This window comes from Sphingopyxis sp. PAMC25046 (genome assembly GCF_004795895.1).
In the GTDB taxonomy this organism is placed as follows: Bacteria; Pseudomonadota; Alphaproteobacteria; order Sphingomonadales; family Sphingomonadaceae; genus Sphingopyxis.
On the sequence record NZ_CP039250.1, the window covers coordinates 73,384 to 95,262 of the forward strand.

24 protein-coding genes are annotated in these 21,879 nt (G+C 65.3%); 14 read left to right on the forward strand and 10 right to left on the reverse strand.

Annotated elements, in window-relative coordinates; all coding sequences use genetic code 11:
* A complete protein-coding gene (locus E5675_RS00380) occupies positions 1 to 1,593 on the forward strand; it encodes an acyl-CoA dehydrogenase family protein (protein ID WP_136172943.1) in 1,593 nt (530 codons plus the stop codon).
* On the opposite strand, the gene E5675_RS00385 is transcribed toward E5675_RS00380, so the two are convergent.
* From E5675_RS00385 to E5675_RS00400, 4 genes are all read right to left on the reverse strand, one after another.
* Positions 1,590 to 2,753 (reverse strand): alginate lyase family protein, encoded by a 1,164-nt coding sequence (locus E5675_RS00385; protein ID WP_136172944.1) that lies wholly within the window; start codon positions 2,751 to 2,753, stop codon positions 1,590 to 1,592. The genes E5675_RS00380 and E5675_RS00385 overlap by 4 nt on opposite strands.
* Complete coding sequence (locus tag E5675_RS00390; RefSeq protein ID WP_168707768.1) at positions 2,750 to 3,997, reverse strand: alginate lyase family protein; 1,248 nt, start codon at positions 3,995 to 3,997, stop codon at positions 2,750 to 2,752. The genes E5675_RS00385 and E5675_RS00390 overlap by 4 nt, the downstream gene beginning before the upstream one ends.
* Positions 3,994 to 6,915 (reverse strand): TonB-dependent receptor, encoded by a 2,922-nt coding sequence (locus E5675_RS00395; protein ID WP_136172946.1) that lies wholly within the window; start codon positions 6,913 to 6,915, stop codon positions 3,994 to 3,996. Before E5675_RS00395 ends, E5675_RS00390 begins: the two co-directional genes overlap by 4 nt.
* A gap of 163 nt (positions 6,916 to 7,078) precedes the next feature.
* On the reverse strand, positions 7,079 to 8,230 hold the full coding sequence (locus tag E5675_RS00400; RefSeq protein WP_136172947.1) for a glycoside hydrolase family 88 protein: 1,152 nt from the start codon (positions 8,228 to 8,230) through the stop codon (positions 7,079 to 7,081).
* Positions 8,231 to 8,357: 127 nt separating this feature from the next.
* Between E5675_RS00400 and manD the strand changes: the two genes are divergently transcribed.
* From manD to E5675_RS00430, 6 genes are all read left to right on the forward strand, one after another.
* On the forward strand, positions 8,358 to 9,569 hold the full coding sequence (gene manD / locus E5675_RS00405) for a D-mannonate dehydratase ManD (RefSeq protein ID WP_136172948.1): 1,212 nt from the start codon (positions 8,358 to 8,360) through the stop codon (positions 9,567 to 9,569).
* Positions 9,570 to 9,664: 95 nt separating this feature from the next.
* Positions 9,665 to 10,372 carry a FadR/GntR family transcriptional regulator gene (locus E5675_RS00410; protein WP_136172949.1) on the forward strand — a complete coding sequence of 236 codons (708 nt, stop codon included), beginning with the start codon at positions 9,665 to 9,667 and terminating at the stop codon, positions 10,370 to 10,372.
* Between the two features lie 103 nt (positions 10,373 to 10,475).
* Positions 10,476 to 10,955 (forward strand): helix-turn-helix transcriptional regulator, encoded by a 480-nt coding sequence (locus E5675_RS00415; protein ID WP_247594731.1) that lies wholly within the window; start codon positions 10,476 to 10,478, stop codon positions 10,953 to 10,955.
* Between the two features lie 55 nt (positions 10,956 to 11,010).
* Entirely contained in the window at positions 11,011 to 11,388 is a 378-nt protein-coding gene (locus tag E5675_RS00420; protein ID WP_247594732.1) for a hypothetical protein, read from the forward strand.
* Between the two features lie 25 nt (positions 11,389 to 11,413).
* Positions 11,414 to 11,827: a hypothetical protein gene (locus tag E5675_RS00425; RefSeq protein ID WP_037557417.1), complete on the forward strand. Its 414-nt coding sequence runs from the start codon at positions 11,414 to 11,416 to the stop codon at positions 11,825 to 11,827.
* A 27-nt stretch (positions 11,828 to 11,854) separates the two neighbouring features.
* Positions 11,855 to 12,358 (forward strand): MarR family transcriptional regulator, encoded by a 504-nt coding sequence (locus E5675_RS00430; protein ID WP_136172951.1) that lies wholly within the window; start codon positions 11,855 to 11,857, stop codon positions 12,356 to 12,358.
* A gap of 63 nt (positions 12,359 to 12,421) precedes the next feature.
* Here the strand turns inward: E5675_RS00430 and E5675_RS00435 are convergent, their stop codons facing one another.
* From E5675_RS00435 to E5675_RS00460, 6 genes are all read right to left on the reverse strand, one after another.
* Complete coding sequence (locus E5675_RS00435; protein ID WP_136172952.1) at positions 12,422 to 13,165, reverse strand: FliA/WhiG family RNA polymerase sigma factor; 744 nt, start codon at positions 13,163 to 13,165, stop codon at positions 12,422 to 12,424.
* Positions 13,155 to 15,278, reverse strand: coding sequence for a flagellar biosynthesis protein FlhA (gene flhA / locus E5675_RS00440; RefSeq protein WP_136172953.1), 2,124 nt, complete (start codon positions 15,276 to 15,278; stop codon positions 13,155 to 13,157). The genes E5675_RS00435 and flhA overlap by 11 nt, the downstream gene beginning before the upstream one ends.
* Positions 15,275 to 16,102, reverse strand: coding sequence for a transglycosylase SLT domain-containing protein (locus tag E5675_RS00445; protein ID WP_136172954.1), 828 nt, complete (start codon positions 16,100 to 16,102; stop codon positions 15,275 to 15,277). Before E5675_RS00445 ends, flhA begins: the two co-directional genes overlap by 4 nt.
* Positions 16,103 to 16,181: 79 nt before the next feature.
* Positions 16,182 to 16,487 carry a hypothetical protein gene (locus tag E5675_RS00450; protein WP_136172955.1) on the reverse strand — a complete coding sequence of 102 codons (306 nt, stop codon included), beginning with the start codon at positions 16,485 to 16,487 and terminating at the stop codon, positions 16,182 to 16,184.
* On the reverse strand, positions 16,487 to 16,786 hold the full coding sequence (gene flgM / locus E5675_RS00455; protein WP_168707769.1) for a flagellar biosynthesis anti-sigma factor FlgM: 300 nt from the start codon (positions 16,784 to 16,786) through the stop codon (positions 16,487 to 16,489). Before flgM ends, E5675_RS00450 begins: the two co-directional genes overlap by 1 nt.
* A gap of 167 nt (positions 16,787 to 16,953) precedes the next feature.
* Positions 16,954 to 17,463 carry a flagella basal body P-ring formation protein FlgA gene (locus E5675_RS00460; RefSeq protein WP_136172957.1) on the reverse strand — a complete coding sequence of 170 codons (510 nt, stop codon included), beginning with the start codon at positions 17,461 to 17,463 and terminating at the stop codon, positions 16,954 to 16,956.
* A 300-nt stretch (positions 17,464 to 17,763) separates the two neighbouring features.
* On the opposite strand from E5675_RS00460, the gene E5675_RS00465 reads away from it, so the two are divergent.
* Genes E5675_RS00465 through E5675_RS00495 form a run of 7 tightly spaced genes read left to right on the forward strand, consistent with a single transcriptional unit; the run spans position 17,764 to position 21,865 of the window.
* Positions 17,764 to 18,105 (forward strand): flagellar basal body protein, encoded by a 342-nt coding sequence (locus E5675_RS00465; protein ID WP_136172958.1) that lies wholly within the window; start codon positions 17,764 to 17,766, stop codon positions 18,103 to 18,105.
* A complete protein-coding gene (gene flgC, locus E5675_RS00470; RefSeq protein WP_037512556.1) occupies positions 18,102 to 18,512 on the forward strand; it encodes a flagellar basal body rod protein FlgC in 411 nt (136 codons plus the stop codon). Before E5675_RS00465 ends, flgC begins: the two co-directional genes overlap by 4 nt.
* A 1-nt stretch (position 18,513) precedes the next feature.
* The gene (locus E5675_RS00475) at positions 18,514 to 18,816 is read left to right on the forward strand and encodes a flagellar hook capping FlgD N-terminal domain-containing protein (RefSeq protein WP_037557408.1); all 303 of its coding nucleotides are present in this window, start codon (positions 18,514 to 18,516) and stop codon (positions 18,814 to 18,816) included.
* Positions 18,817 to 18,820: 4 nt separating this feature from the next.
* A complete protein-coding gene (locus tag E5675_RS00480; RefSeq protein ID WP_136172959.1) occupies positions 18,821 to 19,648 on the forward strand; it encodes a flagellar hook basal-body protein in 828 nt (275 codons plus the stop codon).
* A gap of 35 nt (positions 19,649 to 19,683) precedes the next feature.
* Complete coding sequence (locus E5675_RS00485) at positions 19,684 to 20,427, forward strand: flagellar basal body rod protein FlgF (protein WP_136172960.1); 744 nt, start codon at positions 19,684 to 19,686, stop codon at positions 20,425 to 20,427.
* A gap of 12 nt (positions 20,428 to 20,439) precedes the next feature.
* Positions 20,440 to 21,225 (forward strand): flagellar basal-body rod protein FlgG, encoded by a 786-nt coding sequence (gene flgG, locus E5675_RS00490; RefSeq protein WP_136172961.1) that lies wholly within the window; start codon positions 20,440 to 20,442, stop codon positions 21,223 to 21,225.
* On the forward strand, positions 21,206 to 21,865 hold the full coding sequence (locus E5675_RS00495; protein WP_136172962.1) for a flagellar basal body L-ring protein FlgH: 660 nt from the start codon (positions 21,206 to 21,208) through the stop codon (positions 21,863 to 21,865). The genes flgG and E5675_RS00495 overlap by 20 nt, the downstream gene beginning before the upstream one ends.
* Positions 21,866 to 21,879: the final 14 nt, after the last annotated feature.

The window sequence follows — 21,879 nt, forward strand, 5'->3', positions numbered from 1 at the left end:
ATGGCCGATTTGCGCGAGGCGCTGGCGGCGGCGCAAGCCTATCGCGGCGCGGCGCGGGCGGCGCTGGCCGAGCGGCTGGCGGCGCGGCCGATCGACCGCGAGCAGCGCGCCGCGCACGGCTTCGCGTGGGTGGCTACGACGGTTGCGGCGCTCGAAGCGACGCTCGGCTGGTGCGAGTCCGGCCAGGACTCGAACCCGCTCGATGCGAAGGTCGCGGCGCTCGCGTTCGCCGAGGGGATCGGCCAGCTCGTCGGCGGATTGCCGATGGGGCAGAATGAGATTTTCCGCCCGACCGATCTTGGCTTGGGTGTCGAGGCGCGCGCGCTCGCGGATAGCTGCGCCGACCTGCTCGATGCCGATCAGGCCGCGATGCGCGCCGACGTCGCGATGGCGCTCGCCGACGGCAACTGGCCGAGTGAGACGCTGCACGACGCCGATTTCGATGTGATCCGCGAGCAGTATCGCCGCTTCACCGACGCCGCGATCTTGCCCAACGCGCAAGGCTGGCATCTTGCCAACGACCTGATCCCCGATGCGACGGTGCAGGCAATGGCCGATCTCGGCACCTTCGGCGTCTGTATTCCCGAGGAATATGGCGGGCTCGGGCTCGGCAAGCTCGTCATGTGCATCGTCACCGAGGAATTGTCGCGCGGCTGGATCGGCGCGGGATCGCTCGGCACACGGTCGGAGATCGCGGGCGAGCTGATCGCGATGGGCGGCACCGATGCGCAGAAGGCGGATTGGCTGCCCCGGATCGCGAGCGGTGAAGTGTTGCCGACCGCGGTGTTCACCGAACCCGACGTCGGATCGGACCTCGGATCGCTCCAGACCCGCGCCCGGCGCAAGGACGATCATTGGATCATCGACGGCGCGAAAAACTGGATCACCCATGCCGCGCGCTCGGACCTGATGACGCTGCTCGCGCGCACCGTGCCTGACGCAAAGGGCTATGCGGGGCTGTCGATGCTGCTCGTCCCGAAACCGCGCGGGACCGAGGCCGACCCCTTCCCAGCCAAGGGTATGAGCGGCAGCGAGATCGAGGTGCTCGGCTATCGCGGGATGCGCGAATATGCGTTGCAGTTCGATGCGATGCACGCGCCCGCTGACGCACTGCTCGGCGGTGCCGAGGGGCAGGGGTTCAAGCAACTCATGCGCACCTTCGAAGGCGCGCGAATCCAGACCGCCGCGCGCGCTGTCGGGGTGGCGCGGCGCGCGCTCGAACTCGGGCTCGATTATGCGCAGAGCCGCAAGCAGTTCGGCCAGGCGATCATCGCCTTCCCGCGCGTGTCGGACAAGCTCGCGATGAGCCTCGTCGACTTCGTGATGGCGCGCGAGTTGAGCTACGCCGCCGCGCGCGCGAAGGACAGCGGCAAGCGCTGCGATATCGAGGCGGGCATGGCGAAGCTGCTCGGCGCGCGCGCCGCCTGGTCGAACGCCGATGCCAGCCTGCAGATCCATGGCGGCAACGGCTATGCCATGGAATATGAGATCAGCCGCGTCCTTTGCGACGCGCGCATCCTCAACATCTTCGAAGGTGCCGCCGAGATTCAGGCGCAGGTGATCGCGCGCGGGCTGATCGAGGGCCGCAACTAGAGCCAGAGCAGGGGTTGGCGGACCGGAAAGTTGCGCACGACCTCGCCGAGAACCGGATCGGGATTCAGCCGCTGCCAGAGTGCGAGCCACTCGCCGCGTTCTTGCGCGAGGCCGCCGAAGAGCAGGCTCGGCTGGCGCACCGGGAAGCCGTCCCAATATTCCACGTCGGGCGGCAGCGGCCATGCCGCCTTGTTGGCGATATAGGGCGCCATCCATGCGATCGCACCGCCAATCGAGCGGCCGTCGGCGGTCTGCCAGCCGATCAGTTCGCGCCCGCCGAGCAACCACGCCGACGCGGCGAGGACGTCGAGGTTGAAGAGCGAATAGGCGTAGGGCTTGGTGCGCGCGAGTTCGAGCGGCTGGCGCCCGTCGGCGGCGATCTGCGTCGGGACGATGATCGTCTTGAGCCGGGTGCGGGCATCGGCGAGGATGTCGTCGCGGCCGATCAGCGCGGCGAAAGACGCGGCCTGCAAGAGCCAGCAGGTGCCATGATTATTTTTTTCGTCGCGTTCTTCGATGCCGAAGGGCGAGGTCGTGAGCCAGTCGAGATAATCGGCGAACCAGCTCTCGACGCCCGCGCGGATCGAGGCATAGCCGGGGGCATTTTTTTGCGCGAACAGCATCGCGGCGCGTGCGACCTCGACGATCTGCAACGTGTCGATCACCCCGATTGCGCGGCCGCCGTTGACGCCGATGATCGCCTGCGCATGGTCGAGGTTCGGGTTCATGCGCGTCTTCGGATCGACGAACCATGCGTGGAGGTGGCGCATCGCGGCGTCGGCGAAACGCGGCTCGCCGGTGAGGTCCCACAGTGCCGCTAGCGCGGGGACGGTACGCCCGAACGCGATCAGCGCGTCGCGGTGGCCGTCGAACTTGTCGGGATTCGAGCGGCCGTCGCGGCGCACATAGGGACCGCCGGGGGTTGCCGGATCGGGCCACCAATAATCGCCCTCCGAATAATAATCCTGCGGTCCCGCGGGGCTGCGCGGCGCCGGGATCGCGGCGATGGTGCGGGGTTCGGAGGTGATCAGGGCTTCGGCCTGCGGCAGCAGGCGGCGGCGCTCGATCGCACGAATGTCGATCGCGCCGGACCGCGGGCGCGCCCATGCCGCAGGCGCGGCGAACAGCGCAGTGAAGAGCAGGGTGCGGCGGGCGATCATTCGGGGTCCTTTGGGATGATGCGACGGCGAAGCAACAGGTCGCCATCGACCGCGCGTGGATAGGCGCCCGGACCCCAGGCATCGTCGGCGCGCACGAGCAACCGGTCGAGCATCGCGGTCGGCCAGCTCTGTTCCTTGTACGGCCAGTCGGCGCTGCGCCCGCGATACGCGGCGACATAGTCGGTCGCCGTGCGCAGCGAACGGCCCTGTTCCTCGGCGCGATAGAGGTCGACGCCAAGACACGCGGCGCTGTCGGCGAGCGTATAGGCGGCGTCGAGCGCGTAGAGCGAATAGTGGAAGCTTCGCGTTCGCGTCAGCTCCCCGGGCAAGGCGCCGGAGGGATCGACTTGCCGCGCAATGCGCCTCGCCGGAAAGGCGGCGACGATCCGGCGCGCGACATCGGAGCGCCGCGCGAACAGCGCGAAGCGCGTGACCTGCGCGTCGTACCAGAGACCATGGTTGTTCGACGCCTTGCCCTCCGCGCGGCCGTTGGGGCTTTTCAGCATCCAGTCGACATAGCGCGAAAACCAGCCTTCGAGCGCGGTCATTTCGGTCGGGGTCAACGCGCCCGACGGCGCGATCAACCCGGCGGCGTCGATCGCCGCGATGAAGCCTGCGCCGTCGAGCACACCTTCGGCGCGGCCGTTCGACACGCCGGGCACGGCCTGCGCGAAGTCCATGTTCGGGTTCATCGCCGTCGCGGGGTCGAGGAACCAGGTTCGGATGACGCGTGCGGCGCCTTCGGCATATTTGCGGTCGTCGCTGTAATAATAAGCAAGCGCGAGCGTGTCGGCGTCGTGCACCATTTGCGCGAGCGCGGCGCGGTCGAAGCGGTCGCTTTCAATATCGGGATTGGTGTCGCCGTCGCGGCGCACATAGGCGCCCTTCGGATTGGCGGGGTCCGGCCACCAATAGCGCGCGAGGCTGACATAGTCGTGGCGGTCGCCCGACACGGGGATGCTGCGCTTGTCGATGACCGAGGCGGGCTTGGCCGCCAGCGCCTTGTCGGCGCGCGCGATCAGCTTCCGATAAGCGGCACCGATCGCCGGATCGTTCGGCAGCGCCGCCCTGATCGCTTCGAGATCGGCGGGGCGCAGCGCGAAGGTGCGGCGGCCGTCGAACGACGCCGAATAGCCTTCGCTCGTCTCACAAGCCGGCGTTGAGGAAAAAGCCGCCGCCGCGGACGGAGTCGCGGCGGCGGCCAGGATAGCCCAAGGGAGTCGGGCTAAAGTCGCTGACTTCACAGGCGGACCCGGAAGCCGAAGAAATATTGCGTGCCGCTGCGCGACACCTCGGCGATGCTGTCGTATCCGCCCTTGTACATGATGTCGTTGGTGCCGGTGATGTTGAGCGCCTGCAGCTTGAGCTGGACATTGTCGGTGAGATTATATTGCGCCGACAGGTTGATATAGGTCGCGCCGCGGATCTCGCGATTGGTGCCGCTGTTCGGCTTGTAATAGCCCGAACGATAGCGAAGGTTGGCGCGGAGCGAGAGCCCCCATTTCTCGAACCACACCGATCCGCTCGCGGTCCATTTCGACAGCCCGATCAGATTTGCCGGATCGACATAGTCGGCGATCGGCGAGGTGTCGGGATATTCGAAATTGGCAAAGGCGCGGTTGACCGATCCCTGGATGCCAAGCCCGTCGAGCGGATCGGGAAGCCAAGTGAAGGCGTGGCTCGCGGTCGCCTCGATCCCGTAGAGATGCCGCGTCTCGCTGTCGTTGGTCGGGGCGACCGGCGCGATGGTGACGGTCTCGGTCACCGGCGCGCCGCCATCGCGGATCGTCGTGATCGTGACGTCGGTCGGGATGGGCTCCTCGGCGCTGATCACCGTGCCCTTCGCCCATTTATAATAGCCGGCGATCGAGAGCAAAGTGTCCCGCGACGCATAAAGCTCGAGGCTCGCGTCGAGATTCCACGCGCGCAGCGGCTTGAGGTTCGGGTTGCCGGTCGTCGCGTCGAAGATGATATTGTCGAGCCCTGTCCCCGCCGAGGGGTTGAGCCGGATGCCCGCGCCGAAGCTTTCGATTCCCGACCGGGCGATCGCGCGATAGGCGGCGAGGCGAAGCTTGACCTCTTGCGACAGGTCGAAGGCGATGTTCGCGCTCGGCAGGAAATAATTATAGCTGCCCTTGGCGCGGTTCGTCAGCAGCTCGCCGTTCGGATCGGGATCGACGCTATAGCTGTCGCCGGCGGTGTCGATCGTGATCACATAGGGCTGGCGATAGCCGATCGAGGTGATGTCGGTCTTGACCCAGCGCAGCCCGATATTACCGCTGAACGGCACGCTGCCCGCCTGCGATTCGAAATTGGCGAGGCCGTAGAGCGCGTAGATGCGCTCGGTGACGTCGATGTCGCTCGGATCGCGGCCGTCGGCCGGATAGGGCAGCGCATCGTCGCCGCCGGTGAAGGTGCGGAACAGGCAGTCGTTGTCGAAGGTCGCCCAGCGTGTGACGTTGGTGCCCATGCCCTGCATGTAGCTGGTCGTCGTAAAGGGGACGCGGCAATTCTGGTTCGCCTGCGCGATCAGCTCGGCGGGGGAGGTGCCGTCGATAGTGGCCAGGGTGTTGAGGTCGTTGTTGCGCGCATTGTCGTTGGTGCGGTGGTGGTCCGAATAGCGGCCGCCGACCTTGACCGAGGTGATGAAGCCGTCGAGTTCGCGTTCGATGTCGAGCCGTCCGGCCCAGATCCGGTCGCGGCGATCGGTCACGAAGCGGTTGCGCGCATAGACCGAATTGGCCGCGGTGGTCAGGAACAGGTCGTGGTCGGTGATGTCGAAATCCTCGAACTCGACATTCGGCACGACATCGTCGTCCAGATAGGTGAGCGTATAGCCGACGCGACGGTTCGAGCGCATGCGCGTCGCCTTTTGCGTTTCGGTACGGTGGCTGTCCGAATAGGATCCGTCGAAGCTGACCGTCCAGCGATCGGGGGTCCAGATCAGCCCCAGGCCGCCGCCCTTGTAGGTTTCGTTGCGCTGACGGGTTTCGAGCTGATTCTCGATATTCGAATTGCCGCGATAGCTGATCAGCGCGCCCGGCGAATAGCCGTTGCTGCCGTTGCCGATGACCAGCGGCTCGATGCCGCGCAGCCCTTCGGGAATGCCCAGCACATTGCGGTCCTCGCGGCTGCGGCGCTTCGAATATTGGCCGTCGATCGCAATCTCGAACTCGGGTGACGGGCGCCACTGGATCGCGCCGATCAGCCCGTCGCGAATCTCCGACGTCTTCTGGGTGCGGAAGCTGCGCGACGAGGTGGGAAAATAATGGTCGCCGATCGTCTCGCCGACGGTCACGCCATTGGCGGTGCGCGGCCCTTCGGCAAAGGTGCAATTGACATTGGCCCCCGCTGCCGCCTGCGTCGCGGCGTTGCCGGTCAGCTGCCAGGGGTTGTCGGCCGAGGTGTTGCAGAGCTGGAAGGTCGAATTGCCGTTATAATAATCTTCGGGCGCGCTGGTGTCTTGCCGCTGGTAACCGATCGACACGCCGATGTCGCCCAGCCCGGTCTCATATTGGTCTGTGTAGGAAAAATTGGCGCGATAGCCGAGCCCGTCATGCTGGTAGACGTCGTCGTCCTGCGGCTGGAAATCGCCGCGAACCTCGAACTGGATGCGCCGCTTGCCGTAATCGAGCGGCTTCATCGAGCGAAGCTCGATCACCCCGCCGACGCCGCCTTCGAGAAAGTCGGCGCGCTGCGTCTTGTAGACGAGGACGCCGTTGACCAGCTCCGACGGGAATTGCTGGAAGGCGACCGAGCGGTCGGGGCCCGCGGTCGACACTTCGCGGCCGTTGAAGGTCGAAAAGCTCAAGGTCGGGCCGAGCCCGCGCACCGACAGTTCGTTGGCATTGCCCTTGAAGCGGTCGGCCGAGACGCCGACGATGCGTTCGAGCGTATCCCCGACCGAATTGTCGGGGGTGGCACCGATTTCTTCGCTGACGAGACCGTCGACGACGACGTCGGCGGCGCGCTTGAACTCGATCGAGCTGCGCTGCGTCGCGCGCGTACCGGTGACGAGAATCTCGTCACCGGCATCGACCGCTGCCGCCGGTTCGCCCTCGACTTCGGCGGGCGCTTCCTGCGCCCATACGGGCATGGCGGCAAACAATGCCGCGGACGCCAGCAAGGCGGCGCGGGTCGGCAGGACCGATGATGGCTTCATTTCCCTCTCCTTTTTATGTCGCCCTCGGATTTGCGGCGCGGACCCGGTTGATACCGGTGTCAATTTCAGTTGTTATACAACTTATAAGATGTATTACAACTTTGGAGGGGGAAGTCAATCGCTCGCTTGGCGGGACGGCCAAGGTCGGCGTAGGCCTGAATCATCAAGGATTTCTGCGCTTCTTCGACAAGTCATACATCGCCGTTCCGGCGAGCAGATAGGCACCGCTCCCATAAAATTGCGTTTCCTTTGCCGAGACGCTGTCGGGGCGGTCGCCGACCTGCTGGACCCAGCCGAGCATGCCGTCGGACTGGACCGCGCGGCCGAGCGCCGCCCAGCCGCGCACCGCGGCGGGCTCGTAGGTCGCGCGGTCGAGGAGGTTGTTGTCGACGCCCCACGCAAAGGCATAGGTGAAGAAGGCGGTGCCGCTCGATTCGGGCGGCGTACCGGGATCCTGGTTGAGCAGCGAGGCGGGCCAGTAGCCATCGGCCTTTTGCAGCGTCACGAGCCTGGCCGCCATGCCCTTGAACAACTTCTCATAATAGGGGCGCTGCGGGTCCTTCCGGTCCAGCACCTGCAGCACGCGGACAAGGCCGCCCATCACCCAGCCGTTGCCGCGGCTCCAGAACAGCTTGCGTCCCTTGGCGTCGCGCATGTCGAAAAAGCGGCTGTCGCGAAAATAGAGCTGCTCCGACGGGTCGAAGAGATAGTCGGTCGTCGCCTTCCATTCCTCGTGCACGAAATCGGCATAGCGTTTGTCGCCGGTCGCCTCGGCGAGCCGGAGCATCGTCGGCGGCGCCATGAACAGGGCGTCGCACCAGCACCAGCGGTCGGTGCAGGTCGATGTGCCCTTGCCGGGCGCGACGGGGATGAATTCGAGCCCGATCGTCGGCCGGTTGGCGAGCACATGGTCGAAATAGGCGCGCATCGGCGCGATCGCTTTCTTGCCCTCGCCATTTTTCGCCGCCCACAGCCACGCCTGCCCGATCAGCTGGTCGTCGGCGTGGAAGGGAAGGTCGCCCATCTGCCATTCTTCGGCGCGGCCGAGGTCGCGGAGGGGCCTTGCATATCGCCTGTCGCGATTCGCGAGTTCGGTGAGCGCGACCCAGAAGGTCGCCTGCTGCCAGTCGCGTACCTCCTGCACGCTCTTGCGCGCGGCGGGCATCGTCGTCCAGTTGGTGCGGTTCGCGAGCTGCCAGTCGGCGACGCGGCGCGTATCGGCGAGGATCGCGGCGGGCTGTGGTATCGCGGGTTCGGCGGGTGCTGCTACAGCGGCGGGAGCGGTCGTCAGAATTGAAAACAGGCTCAGCGACATGGCATATCTTCTCCCTCCCAAGCAGGCCCGGCTTTTCGCCTTGACACCGGTGACATATCTCTTTCCTTTTTAGTCGAGTGTCAATAATGTTGTCACACAACTAGCGCAGACGGCCAGAGGGGATGCAATGCCGAAGATCGTGTCAGCCCGGGTAATATTGACCTCGCCGGGCCGGAATTTCACGACGCTGAAGATCGAATGCGACGACGGCACGACCGGCGTCGGCGATGCGACGCTCAACGGCCGCGAACTTGCGGTCGCGGCCTATCTTTCGGAGCATGTCGTCCCCTGTCTGATCGGGCGCGATGCACACCGGATCGAGGATATCTGGCAATTTCTCTACAAGGGCGCCTATTGGCGCCGCGGGCCGGTGACGATGGCGGCGATCGCGGCGGTCGACATGGCGCTGTGGGACATCAAGGGCAAGATCGCGGGCCTGCCGGTCTATCAATTGCTCGGCGGCGCAGCGCGCGAGGGCTGCATGGTCTATGGCCACGCCAACGGAACGACGATCGAAGATACGATCGAGGCGGCGCTCGATTACCAGCGGCAGGGGTATAAGGCGATTCGCCTGCAGTGCGGAGTGCCCGGGATGGCGTCGACCTATGGTGTCAGCAAGGACCGCTATTTCTACGAGCCCGCCGACAATGACCTGCCGACCGAAAATATCTGGTCGACGGCGAAATATATGCGAATCGTCCCCGAACTCTTTGCCGCGGCGCGCGAGGCGCTCGGCTGGGACGTCCATCTGCTCCACGACATCCATCACCGGCTGACCCCGATCGAGGCGGCGCGGCTCGGCAAGGACCTCGAACCTTACCGGCCTTTCTGGATCGAGGATGCGACGCCGGCCGAAGATCAGGCGGCGTTCCGCCTGATCCGCCAGCACACGACGACGCCGCTCGCGGTCGGCGAGATCTTCTCGTCGGTGTGGGATTGCAAGGCGCTGATCGAGAACCGGCTGATCGACTATATCCGCGCGACGGTGCTTCACGCGGGCGGCATCACGCATATGCGCCAGATCGCCGCACTTGCCGACCTACACCAGGTCCGCACCGGCTGCCACGGCGCGACCGACCTGTCGCCGGTGACGATGGCGGCGGCGCTGCATCTGGGGCTCGCCATCCCCAATTTCGGTATTCAGGAATATATGCGCCACACGGTGGAGACCGACGCCGTCTTTCCGCACGCCTATCGCTTCGCGGAAGGCATGCTCCATCCGGGCGATGCGCCGGGTCTCGGCGTCGAGATCGACGAGGCGCTCGCCGAAACCTTTCCTTATGCTCGGGCCTATCTGCCGGTGAACCGGCTCGAGGACGGAACGATGTGGAGTTGGTGATGCGGCTGACATCCCGGCGACCGCCTTGCTTGCTGCCCTGGCGGCCCGATTTGCGGCCCTAGCCAGTTTCGCGGCGCGGTGATAACGCAGCATCCATGACGGTAACCAAGGCGGCATCGCTGGCCGACGATCTGGTCCAGCGTTTCGAGGAACAGATCGAAACGGGCGAAATGCCCGTCGGATCGCGCTTCCCGACCGAAAAAGAGATCACCGAGACGTTCGGCGTCAGCCGCACCGTCGTGCGCGAGGCTTATTCGCGGCTCGCGGCCCGCGGCCTGCTCGTGTCGCGGCGCGGATCGGGCGCCTATGTTCCCGACGGCGCGCAATATCGCGCCTTCCAGGTCACGGCGGAAGAAATCGGCGAGATCGACGATGTATTGAGACTGCTCGAAATGCGCATGGGGTTCGAGGTCGAGATGGCGGACCTTGCCGCCCGGCGCCGGACCGATGCCGACCTTGCGGCGCTGCGGCAGACGCTCGACGCGATGGAGGAAAGCCGCGACGTCGATGCGTCGGTCGCAGCCGACGCCGCCTTTCACGCCGCGATCGCAAGCGCGACCGGCAATCCCTATTTCCTGCGCTTCACGCAGTTTCTCGGCGTGCGGCTCGTGCCGTCGCGGCGGCTCTATCTGCAGGGCGACGACCCGGTCCGGCACCAGCGCTACGCGCACACGATCAACCGCGATCATGAGGCGATCGTCGTCGCGATCGAGGCCGGCGACCCCGTCGCCGCGCGCCGCGCCGCACGCCGGCACATCGAAAAGTCGATCCAGCGCTATTGCGGTTTGAAGGAGAGTAGATAGCGGGGCGAATCGGACGTCGGAGCGGTGGCCGAATATGGAGCGACAAGGAAATTAGCTAGCTACCGACCTTGATTTCGACTCGTGATGCTCTATTCCAACCCCCGTGCAAGGCGACCCCGACAATTACCTCAGCCTGCTGTCGGCCGCGCAGATCGAGACGCTGCGGCACGTTTACGAGCATAAAAATTCCAAGCAGATTGCCCGTCTGATGAACGTGTCGCCGCACACCGTCGATGAGCGCGTTCGGCGCGTGTTAAAAAAACTTAATGTTTCCAACCGGATCGAGGCGGCGCGGATTCTGGCTGTTAACGGTGTCTTCGATAATGTTACCCCTTATCAGCCTTTGACATATCAATTGATCGACCTAGGCGAGGCCTCCCAAGCCGTCGATGCGGAACGGGGGCGCAGTTCGTTTCGGCGATTTTTCGACATTGGTTCGCCATTTCCTACCGCGTCCCAGCCGGCCAACCGGCATGGGTTGATGGAAAGGATAATCTGGCCAATCCTGATCGCCTTCGCGACGATTTTGGCTTTCTCCGCCCTCTATTCGATCCTTGTCGGACTCGGTCGCGTTCTGACCTGATGTTCGAACGAATGCTGCGGGGGGGAACCGGTAGCATTCTTTTTCAAGGAAAAAGATGATGCTGAATCAACGAGTTTCTGTAGCGAAGAAGATCGCTTCCGAGCTGCATCTGGCCGAAGACGCCATCGACGAAGTGATGATCCGCATCGCGCAGCTCGCCGCGACGCTGCCGGCCGCGCGCCGCGAGACGAACATGTCGGCGATCGTCGGCCAGGAAGCGATGGCAAAGGTCGCACAGGCGCTCGCCGCCGCCGGCGAGGTCCGCCAGCTCCTGACCGACGCGCATCTGGCGCTGACCGTGACGCAGAAGGAAGTCGGCCTCGGCACGCGGATGTTCGGCGCGGGCGTCAAGCCGGCGAGCGCGAAGCTGGTCGACGAAGGCAGCAACGACCGCCAGGGCGCCGACGCGCCGGCGTTCGCGAAGGCCGGTTGATCCGCAAGAAAGGTTGACTGCCACAATGTGGTCCGTGGCGATCTATTATGCCGTTCTGCTCATCACCGTCGCCGTCGCGATCCGACGCGGCGGACCGCTCGAACGCTGGGCAGCCTATACGGCATTGATCGCCTCGGTCCTCACGACGGCCGTGACGCCTTTCCCGACCTGGACCAACATCGAGGTCAATATCTTCATCATCGACGTGCTGGTTCTGATGAGCTTCTGGTTCATCGCCATGCGGACGCAGAGTTTCTGGCCTTACTGGATCACCGGATGGCAGCTGATCGCCATATTCGGGCATATCCAGAAGCTCATGTTCTCGGAGATATTGGCGCGGCCCTATTCGCTGCTCTCGGTGTATATATCCTATCCGATTCTGTTGCTGATTATCTACGCATCGGGATCCTATAGTCGGCGGAATGACGTTACGGCCTGAAATGTGGCTCCCCAGGGGCATCGTCACATGCAGCCGTTTTCGAACGAAGAAATTGCCGAGCTGAAATCGCGGGTCGACCAGATTCACGAGCTGCTCGCGAGCCGCGGCGAGGAATCGCCGCCCGCCGCTGCGCGCCCGGCCGAGGCTGTTCGCCGCGACCCGGCGACGGGCGCGGGGCTGCTCGACCAATTGTCGCTCAGCATCCAGATCCGGCGTATCCGCCGCAGCCATTTCGGGACCGCCGAAATGTCGGGGCCCGTTTGGGACATGATGCTCGATCTGATGCTCGCGGGTGCGCACAGCCGCGTGCTCAGCGCCAGCGATCTGGCGACCGGAGCGGGGGTTCCGCTGTCGTCGGGCCTGCGCATGATCGCATCGCTCGAACAGCGCGGACTGGTGCATCGCTCGATCGACGAGCGCGACCGCCGTCGTACGATCGTGCGGCTGAGCGACAGCGGGATCGAGCGCATGGCGAGCTATTTCGAAAAGATCGGCGGCGTCCGCCAGGGTCTTCCCCAGCTAGCGGCCTAGGCCCGGTTCCAACCCCTGTCGGGTGCGGGTGCGGCTGGTCTCGCGCGCCGCACCTGCACCCTCCTATTCGGTCATTTCCTTCATCATGCGGTCGACCTTGATCATCGCCTCGCGCTTGATCTGACAGATGCGCGCGGCGCTGACATCGAGCGTCAGGCCGATCTCGTGCAGGTTGAGTTCTTCGAAGAAATAGAGCTGGAGCACCATCTGCTCGCGCTCGGACAGGCGCCCGACGCACTCGCGCAGCGCGCCCATCAGATCCTCCTGCTCGCAGCGTTCGTCGGCACCGGCGCCGTCGTCGGCCGCGAGGAAGGCGCCGATTTCGGTCAGCTCGTCGAGCGAGGTCGAACGGCCGTGCGTCGCATTGCGTTCGAGCGCGAAATAATCCTCCGCCGACATGTCGAATGCGACCGCCATCTCGGCGGTGGTCGGCGCGCGCATCAGCTGCTGTTCGAGCGCGCCGCGCATCGCCTGGATCCGCTTCGCCGCGACCATCGCCGAGCGGCCGACATCGGCCTCTCGACGCAGCTGGTCGATCATCGCGCCGCGAATGCGCGTCGTCGCATAAGTGGCAAAGGCAAAGCCGCGCTCCTCATAATGGCGGCGGGCTTCGATCAGCGCGATTAGCCCGGTCTGGATCAGGTCGTCGAGTTCGCTCGTCCGCGACACCCGCGAAAAGACCTGCCACGCGATCTTGCGCACCAGCGGCGCATATTCCTCGACCAGTGCCTCGACGCTTTCACCATAGCCGCGCGCACCCGGCGTTCGGCCGCTCGCGGCAAATTGCTCGACGGGCTCAATTCTCATGAACTTGGTCCTCCATGTGGGCGTCGGGCCCGGACGCGAGGCGCGGCACTTCGGCGCCGATCGTCGCGACGATTTCGGTCTGTTTGGTCGCGGGAATCTCGAGGTAGGAGATGACGGCGACGTCGGGGAAAGTGGCGCGCACGAGGCGCGATAGCGCGGAGCGGCAGATCGGCGAGGCGACGAGCGCGAAGCTGCGCGTCTGGAGCAGCAGCGGTTCGACCGCCTGACCGACCTGTTCGATGATCGTCATCGCCATGCCGTGCTCGAACGGCCATTCGGCAGCTGGATTGGCGCGTACCGCCTGGTTGAGCAGCATCTCGATCTCGGGGCTGAAAGTGACGACAGGCAGCGGCATCCGGCTCGGCACGATCGTCTGCACGATCAGCGCCCCGATGCGCTGGCGCACCGCCTCGACAAGGTCGATCTCGCCGAGCTGCTGCCCCGACAATGCGACCATCGCCTCGGCGATCTTGCGGAAATCGCGCAGCGGCACGCGCTCGACGAGCAGCGATTTGCAGAGGCTCGCGACGCGCGGCAGCGAATAGCCTTGCGGCGAGAGATTCTGCGCGAGCTGCGGATAATGCGTCTTGAGATTGTCAATTAGCGCCTGCGCATCGTCGATGCCGAACAGCTCTGCCGCCGATCCGACGATGCTGTTGTTGAGGTGGGTCGCAACGACGGTGGCGGGATCGACGACCGTATAGCCCGCCGCAATCGCGTCATTCTGCATCGCTTTCGGAATCCATAGCGCGTCGAGGCCGAAGGTCGGATCCTTGCACGGGCGTCCGGCCACCTTGGTAACGAGGTCGCCCGAATCGAGCGCGAGCATCTCGTTGGGGAAGACTTCGTCCTCGCCGACGATCACCCCGGCGACCGAAATGCGATAGACGTTGCCAGGGAGCGACAGGTCGTCGCTGACCTTCACCGGAGGCACGACGAAGCCGAGCTCCTTCGACAGCTGGCGGCGGATGCCGGTGATGCGCGTCATCAGCGGCGATCCCTTGCGTTCGTCGACCAGGGTGACGAGCGCATAGCCGATCTCGAGCTGGCACGCGCTTGCGTCGCTGACGTCGGCCCATTCGATGTGCGACGGATCGGGCGCGGGCGCGGCGGGCTCGGGCAGGTCGGCGACCGCCGCTTCGGCGCGGCGGAGCTGCCAGCCGACCGCGAAGGACAGCGCGGCGGCGGGCAGGATCAGCATCTGCGGCATCGCGGGAACGAGGCCGAGGATGAGGAGGATGCCGCCGACCGCCATCCAGATGACGGGCGAGGAGAACTGGCTGCCGATCTGGCCGCTGAGGTCGAAGGGCGACGCGACGCGGGTGACGATCGCGGCGGCGGCGATCGAGAGCAGCAGCGCCGGAATCTGGGCGACGAGCGCATCGCCGATCGCGAGCGTGATATAGTTGCTTCCGGCTTCGGACAGGCTGAGGCCGTGACTGAACATGCCGAGAATCAGGCCGCCGACGATGTTGACGAACAGGATGAGGAGACCCGCGACCGCATCGCCCTTCACGAATTTCGAGGCGCCGTCCATCGAGCCGTAAAAATCGGCTTCTGTGCCGACTTCGACGCGGCGCGCCTTGGCCTCTTCGGGAGTGAGCAGCCCGGCGTTGAGGTCGGCGTCGATCGCCATCTGCTTGCCGGGCAGCGCGTCGAGGGTGAAGCGCGCCGAGACTTCGGATACGCGGCCCGCGCCCTTGGTGATCACGATCAGGTTGATGATCATCAGCACGACGAAGACGAACAGGCCGACGACATAGTCGCCGCCGATCAGCACCTGGCCGAACGCCTCGATGACATGACCCGCCGACGCGGTGCCCTCGTGCCCGTGGACGAGCACGACGCGCGTCGAGGCGACGTTCAATGCCAGGCGGAACAGGGTCGCGAGCAGCAATACGGTCGGGAAGGCCGAGAAATCGAGTGGTTTCGACGCCTGTAGCGCGACCATCAGGATCAACAGACTGATCATGATGTTCGCGACGAAGCTGATGTCGAGGATCAGCGGCGAAACCGGGATCACCATCAGCGCGACGAGAATCAGCATCCCCGCCGGCAGCGCCGAGATGCTTGCGAAGCGCGCAGCATTGCGGAGGTTGAAGCCGGCGGTCATGCCGCGCCTCCCGAAAGCGAGGCGAGCCGCCGATAGGCGTCGGCGGCAAAGCCCATCGAGAGCTTCTTTGGCATAGGCTGAATATCCATCATCTGGAGCGGCGGGCGGCCGCCGCCGGCGTTTGCAAGCCCGCTCGAGCTGCTCGCCTGCGCGTGCCAGCCGGTGGGAGCGAAGGGCTTCATATTTTCGATCTTGCCGCCCTCTTCGAGCTTCACGCGAAAGCGTTCGCGGATCTCCGCAAGGCTGCGCATGCTGCCGTCGCCGGCGTAGAAGACCGACCGGTTTGCGGCGGCCGCCTCGGGCATCATCGACGCGCCGGGCTGGTCGGGATCGGCCGCGAGCGCCGTCAGGAATTTGGCGGCGCCGCCGCTCCCGAGGAAATGCGCGAGATAGAGGTCGACCGGCTCGGCGCTGCGGCCGATCCGGCTTTCGAGATAGGCGCGATTGTCGCCGGTCAGCGCGGCGGCCATGTTCGAGGAGGCGGCGGGATCGTCGCGCAGGTCGAAGATCTGCTGACGAAGCACGGGATCGGCGACGCTCAGCCGGCCCGACGCGTCGCGGCCGATCGCTTCGGCCGCCCAGGCAAGGCCATGGTTCGCGCCGTGGCGGTCGAGCGTCGCGAGCCAGGTCTGCTTGGTGAACTGATAAAGGCCGCGCGCCGACGAGGTCGACGCTTTGGCGGACGGATTGTAGGCGCTCTCGACGCGCGCGACGTCGAACAGATAATCGAAATCGATACCCGACCGCGCCGACGCATTCTGCACCGCGTCGAGCACGGGGGCGGCGATGCGGTTGGCGCCTTGGGGATTGTTGATTGCGTTCATGGCTTTGGTTCCGCTTGTTCAGCAGACCAAAAGCAATCATCGTGCCATTTCGCGGAAACGGACGATATTTTGTTTATTTTTAGTAGCTTAAAGCAGCTCCGCGCGGGCGCGTGCCGCGGATATCATGGCTCTTGTCAATCCTCTGACGCGTCCAGTTCTTCAAGATGTTGACGCGCACCGCGGCGGCTTCGAGCTGGTTCAGCGTCTGCCCGATCAGCGCGCGCGCGCGATGCTCGCTGCCTGCGGGAATCGCCGCGCCGCGAAACAGGATCACCGCGGTAGCAAGCTCTTCGGTCGCGGCGATGATCGCGCCGGCATCATGCCCGTCGAGCGCGCCGACGAGCGTGTTGAGCCGCGCCTGAACCTCATCCATCTGCGCCAGCATCACTCGGTCCCGCGGCCGTGAAAGTCGAGCATCGCGCTCGCGATGATCGCGGGGTGGGCGCTATAGCTGCCATTGGCGATCGCCGTGCGCAGCGATGCGACGCGCGCGACGTCGACCGGTGGCGCCTGATCGGCCAGGCTGCCGGCGAGGCGCGTCAGCTTCGCCGCTGGCAGATTTTCCTGCGCCGGCTGCAGCTGCGCGGGCGTGCGCATCGCCGCGACGCTTTCGCTCGCGACCCGGCGCAACGGGACGGCGCGGCCGACGGCGCCGACTGGTCCGATCTTGCTGTCACCCGACATAAAAGCCTCCATCCGGCGCCGTCAGAAAAGTGACGACGCGGTTCACGAAGGCTTTAACGGACGGTGTATGCGGCGATTAAGGGTGCCCGCCCGAAAAAATAAAAGAAAGGCCCGGCGCCGTCGGAAAGCCGACAGCCCGGGCCTGGAGGAGGGTAAGGTAAGAAAGATCAGTCGTGCAGGACGGCGCGCCCCGGCCCGGTGACGGTGGCGCTGAGCTTCGACTTGTTGTCCTCGCCCTTGAGCGCAATCGTCTCGCCGACGCGGCCGTCCTCGGCGGCGATCGCGCCATAGCTGATCGAATAGCTTTGGGTGTCGATCGTCACGCGGACATTGTCGCCGCGGCGGATCACCGGGGTGCTTTGCGCGGGGCGGGCATAGCTTGCCGCCGCGGGTGCGGCGCCGGCGGGGCCCGTCATCGGGACGCGCAGGCGCCAGCCCAGCGCGTCGCAGCGCACCGCGAGCGTGTGCGCGTCGATCGCGGTGATCGACGCCTGCTCGGGACAGCGCGCGAGCTTGATGCGGCGATCGATCGGCGTCGCCGTGCGGCCGAGGGCATTGGCGACCGTCGCGGTCAGCGTGTCGATCGTCTGCCAGTCCTCGGTCGCCTGCTGGGCGTCGGCAAAGTTCGGGGCGGCGATGGCGCAGGCGGCAAGGCCGGCGATAATTTTGCGGGACAAGGTCGATCTCCTTCGGTCCGGTCGTTTGCCCGATGATTTGGGTCTCCCGATATTTTGCAGGAAGCGTGCCAGTCGTGGTTTGACGCGCGGTTTTGCGCGAGGGCGGCCGGCATCGTCGGTTTTTTGACGAGGGCAAAAGGGTCTTGCTGTGCCGACAAAATAAACCACTGAAATATGTTGATAAATAGCTTTTGGCACGACCGTTGCATCCTGCCTTGGTGTGTTTCCGCGCGTCCGTGCCAGCTGGCCGGACCCGGCAAGCGAAGGCCCGCCGTCGATGGCGGCAAATGAAGGAACGGGATGATGGCATCCGAGAAGCTCTTTGGCCTGCATGCGACGGCGCTCCAGCTACGCAGCCAGCGCATGATGATGCTCGCGTCGAACATCGCGAACGCTGCGACGCCGAACTACAAGGCACGCGACATCGACTTCGCCAAGGCGCTCGACCTTGCACGGCAGGGCGCGTCGACCGACGGCGCGATTTCGTACCGCGTCCCCGTCCAGGCGTCGCTCGACGGAAACACCGTCGAGATGGCGACCGAGCAGACCGCCTATGCCGAAAACGCGCTCGCCTACCGGTCGAGCCTCGCCTTCCTCAGCGGCCGCATCAACACGCTGTCGCGTGCGCTGAAGGGCGAATGACGATGAACGGCAATTTCTCCGTCTTCGACATCAGCGGCCGCGCCATGTCGGCACAGCTCGTCCGGTTGAACACGACGGCATCGAATCTCGCCAACGCGGGGACGGTCGCGGGCAGCGAAGCGGGCGCGTTTCGCTCGCTCAAGCCCGTGTTCCGCACCGTTATGGACGACCACGGCCGCGCGACGGTCCAGATCGATCAGGTCACGACCTCGAAAATGGCGCCGTCGAAGCGCCACGATCCGTCGAACCCGCTCGCCGACGCCGACGGCAATGTCTGGGAAGCCGCGGTCGATAGCGCCGCCGAGCTGGTCGAGATGGTCGAGACCGCGCGCCAATATCAGAACAATGTCCAGGTCCTCGAAACCGCGAAGGGCCTGATCAACGAAACTCTCAGGATGGGACAGTAAGATGGGCGTCAACAGCATCACCAACAACAACCCCGTGATCCACCCCAAGGGCACGAGCCAGCAGATGGATCAGAGCGATTTTCTCCGCCTGATGACCGCGCAGCTGTCGCAGCAGGATCCGTTCAACCCGGTCGATAACCAGCAGATGGTCGCTCAGATGGCGCAATTCTCGAGCCTCGCCGGGATCAGCGAGACCAACAATGTGCTCGCTCAGATTTCGGAACAGCTGACCGCGCAGACGCAGCTGCTCAAAGACATCAAGGCCGCCACTCCGGCGCCCGCCCCCACAACGCAGGAAGGATAAGTCCATGTCATTCTTTACCTCACTTTCGGGCCTCAAGGCTTCGCAGACCGACATGTCGGTCATCTCGAACAATATCGCCAACGCCGGCTCGGTCGGCTTCAAGCGCAGCAAGGCGCAGTTCGGCGACATCTTCGCTTCGTCGCCGACGCAGTCGACGAAGACGATCGCGGGTCAGGGCACGCGCCTCAACGGCATCACCCAGCAGTTTACGCAGGGATCGTACGAGGCGAGCGAAAAGACGCTCGACATGGCGATCGTCGGCGAAGGCATGTTTATCGTGAAGGGCAATCCCCCCACCGAGGCGATCACCTATACGCGCAACGGCTCGTTCGAACCGACGCCCGACGGCTATGTCATCGACACGACGGGCGCGAAGCTGCAGTTGCTGCCCGTCGATGCCAACGGCAATGTGACGAACAACACGCTTGCCGGCGCCTTCGACATGCAGCTGCCCACGGGCGCGCCGTCGGATCCCACCGCGTCGCTGGTCAATGTGTCGATCGGCCTCGACGGCCTCGTCACCGCGACCTTCGCGAACGGTGAAGACCAGATGCTCGGCAAGGTTGCGATGGCGACCTTCCCGACGATGTCGGGCCTGCGTCCGACGGGCGATGCGCATTGGCAGTCGACGGGCGAAAGCGGCCCGCCGACGATCGACGGCCCGACCAGCGGCTCGATGGGCGCGGTCCGTTCGGGCGCGCTCGAACGCTCGAACGTCGATATCACCGAGGAGCTGGTGATGCTGATGTCGGCGCAGCGCAATTTTCAGGCGAATGCCAAGGCGATCGAGGGCGCGTCGCAGCTGACCCAGACGATCATCGGCATGCGCTGACGCCGCGCTGACCGCCGCCTGCCGGGAGTATTCAGATGGACCGCCTCATCTATACCAGCCTCACCGCGATGCGGGGCAGCATGTCCCGGCAGACGGCGATCGCCAACAATCTGGCGAACGCCCAGACGCCGGGCTTCCGCGCCGACATCGCCAATGCGCAGTCGCTGTGGCTCGACGGCAGCGGGCTCGATGCGCGCGCGATGGCGTCCGAGGAAGTGCTCGGCGCCGACATGCGCGCGGGCACCGTCACCCAGACGGGCCGCGACCTCGACATCGCGATGCAGGGTGACGCCTTGCTGGTGGTGCAGGCGAAGGACGGCGAAGAAGCCTATACGCGGCGCGGCGACCTGCAGGTCTCGCCCAGCGGGCTGCTCACCACCGGCGACGGCAACCCAGTGCAAGGGACGCAGGGACCGGTGACGATCCCGCCCGCCGACGCGATCAACATCGACCAGGAAGGCCGTGTGTGGGTCGTGCCGCAAGGCGGCGATCCCGAAAATCCGCAGGAAGTCGACCGGCTGCGGCTCGCGGGTCCCGCGGGGTCGGAAATCGTCAAAGGCCTCGACGGCCTGTTCCGCGTGAAGGGCGGTGGCATATTGCCCGACGACCCCGAAGCGCGGCTCCTCACCCGCTCGATCGAAGGATCGAACGTCACCGCCACCAGCGCGCTCGTCGAGATGATCGAGGCGAGCCGCAGCTGGGACACCCAATTGAAGATGATCGGCGACGTGCGCGACATGGACAGCGCGACCGCCAATCTGATGCAACTCCCCCGTTAAGGAGAATTTGAAATGAGTATCGGTGCCTTGCACGTCGCGCGGACCGGTCTGGATGCCCAGGGCTTCCGGATGCAGGTGATCGCCAACAACCTGGCCAACGTCAACACCACGGGTTTCAAGCGCGACCGCGCGAGCTTCGAGACGTTGAGCTATCAGTTGATGACACAGGCCGGCGCGCCGTCGACCGCAGAAAACCGCTATGCGACGGGGCTCAACCTCGGCACCGGGGTCGCACTCAACGGCACCGCACGCATCGATACGCAGGGATCGTTCCAGACGACGGGCAACGGACTCGACGTCGCGATCGACGGCGCCGGCTATTTTCAGGTCGAAATGCCCGACGGGCGCATCGGCTATACCCGCGCGGGCAATTTCGGCCGCGCCCCCGACGGCACGATCGTGACCTCCGACGGCAAGCCGCTGACCCCCGCGATCCAGCTTCCCGAGGATGCCAGCAATGTGACGATCGGTCTCGACGGCACCGTTTCGGCGACCGCCGCCGACGGTACCGCGCTCGAGCTCGGCCGGATCGAGATCGCGCGCTTCGCCAACCCGGCGGGGCTGCAGGCGATCGGCGGCAACATGCTCGTCGAGACGCAGGCCTCGGGCGCGCCGCTCGTCGGCGGCGCCGGTGAGGAAGGGCGCGGATCCTTGCGCGGCGGGATGCTCGAGGGATCGAACGTCAATGTCGTCGAGGAACTCGTCGACATGATCGAGACGCAGCGCGCCTATGAGGTCAATTCGAAGATGATCTCCGCGACCGACGAGATGATGAAAAATGCGTCGCAGACTCTCTAAACTGGCGATGCTGGCTATCGCGCTTGCGCCTGTCATGGCGCACGCGAAGGACAAGCTGCCGCCCGAAGCCTTTTCGGCGTCGATGCCGCTGCCGCCTCCTCCGCCGCCGGCGAACGGCTCGATCTTTCAGGGCGCCTATGTGCCGCTGACGTCGGGCGGGCGTGCGGGCGCGGTCGGCGATATCATCACGATCCAGCTCGTCGAGCGCACCGCCGCGACGAAAAGCAATGCCGCGGGCACGCAGCGCGACGGCGATATCGGCCTCACGCCGCCGACCACCGGCCCGCTGTCGCTGTTCAACCCCAGCGATATCGCGATGGGCGGCGGCCAGCAGTTCAAGGGCAAGGGCGAAGCGTCGCAGTCGAACGCGCTGTCGGGCGAGGTCAGCGTGACCGTCGCCGCCGTCTATCCCAACGGCACGATGCTGGTGAAGGGCGAGAAATTCCTGACCCTCAACCGCGGGGACGAGCGCGTCCAGATCTCGGGCATCGTGCGCGCGATCGACATCAGCCCCGACAACCGCATCCTGTCGACGCGCGTCGCCAACGCGCACATCCGCTACGTCGGCAAGGGCGAGATCGCCCGCGCAAGCCGGCAAGGCTGGCTGCAGCGCTTCTTCTCGATCATCAGCCCCTTCTAAGAGGAATTTGAAGT

Excerpts from the sequence above, each read along its gene's own strand:
- E5675_RS00480 (WP_136172959.1), top strand. The coding sequence starts at position 18,821 with ATGTCATTCTTTACCTCACTTTCGGGCCTCAAGGCTTCGCAGACCGAC.
- E5675_RS00410 (WP_136172949.1), top strand. The coding sequence starts at position 9,665 with ATGACGGTAACCAAGGCGGCATCGCTGGCCGACGATCTGGTCCAGCGT.
- E5675_RS00450 (WP_136172955.1), bottom strand. The coding sequence starts at position 16,487 with ATGCTGGCGCAGATGGATGAGGTTCAGGCGCGGCTCAACACGCTCGTC.
- E5675_RS00385 (WP_136172944.1), bottom strand. The coding sequence starts at position 2,753 with ATGATCGCCCGCCGCACCCTGCTCTTCACTGCGCTGTTCGCCGCGCCT.
- E5675_RS00475 (WP_037557408.1), top strand. The coding sequence starts at position 18,514 with ATGGGCGTCAACAGCATCACCAACAACAACCCCGTGATCCACCCCAAG.
- E5675_RS00380 (WP_136172943.1), top strand. The coding sequence starts at position 1 with ATGGCCGATTTGCGCGAGGCGCTGGCGGCGGCGCAAGCCTATCGCGGC.
- E5675_RS00430 (WP_136172951.1), top strand. The coding sequence starts at position 11,855 with ATGCAGCCGTTTTCGAACGAAGAAATTGCCGAGCTGAAATCGCGGGTC.
- E5675_RS00485 (WP_136172960.1), top strand. The coding sequence starts at position 19,684 with ATGGACCGCCTCATCTATACCAGCCTCACCGCGATGCGGGGCAGCATG.
- flgC (WP_037512556.1), top strand. The coding sequence starts at position 18,102 with ATGACGATGAACGGCAATTTCTCCGTCTTCGACATCAGCGGCCGCGCC.
- E5675_RS00465 (WP_136172958.1), top strand. The coding sequence starts at position 17,764 with ATGATGGCATCCGAGAAGCTCTTTGGCCTGCATGCGACGGCGCTCCAG.
- E5675_RS00400 (WP_136172947.1), bottom strand. The coding sequence starts at position 8,230 with ATGTCGCTGAGCCTGTTTTCAATTCTGACGACCGCTCCCGCCGCTGTA.
- E5675_RS00445 (WP_136172954.1), bottom strand. The coding sequence starts at position 16,102 with ATGAACGCAATCAACAATCCCCAAGGCGCCAACCGCATCGCCGCCCCC.
- flhA (WP_136172953.1), bottom strand. The coding sequence starts at position 15,278 with ATGACCGCCGGCTTCAACCTCCGCAATGCTGCGCGCTTCGCAAGCATC.
- manD (WP_136172948.1), top strand. The coding sequence starts at position 8,358 with ATGCCGAAGATCGTGTCAGCCCGGGTAATATTGACCTCGCCGGGCCGG.
- flgG (WP_136172961.1), top strand. The coding sequence starts at position 20,440 with ATGAGTATCGGTGCCTTGCACGTCGCGCGGACCGGTCTGGATGCCCAG.
- E5675_RS00435 (WP_136172952.1), bottom strand. The coding sequence starts at position 13,165 with ATGAGAATTGAGCCCGTCGAGCAATTTGCCGCGAGCGGCCGAACGCCG.
- E5675_RS00420 (WP_247594732.1), top strand. The coding sequence starts at position 11,011 with ATGATGCTGAATCAACGAGTTTCTGTAGCGAAGAAGATCGCTTCCGAG.
- flgM (WP_168707769.1), bottom strand. The coding sequence starts at position 16,786 with ATGTCGGGTGACAGCAAGATCGGACCAGTCGGCGCCGTCGGCCGCGCC.
- E5675_RS00395 (WP_136172946.1), bottom strand. The coding sequence starts at position 6,915 with ATGAAGCCATCATCGGTCCTGCCGACCCGCGCCGCCTTGCTGGCGTCC.
- E5675_RS00495 (WP_136172962.1), top strand. The coding sequence starts at position 21,206 with ATGCGTCGCAGACTCTCTAAACTGGCGATGCTGGCTATCGCGCTTGCG.
- E5675_RS00425 (WP_037557417.1), top strand. The coding sequence starts at position 11,414 with ATGTGGTCCGTGGCGATCTATTATGCCGTTCTGCTCATCACCGTCGCC.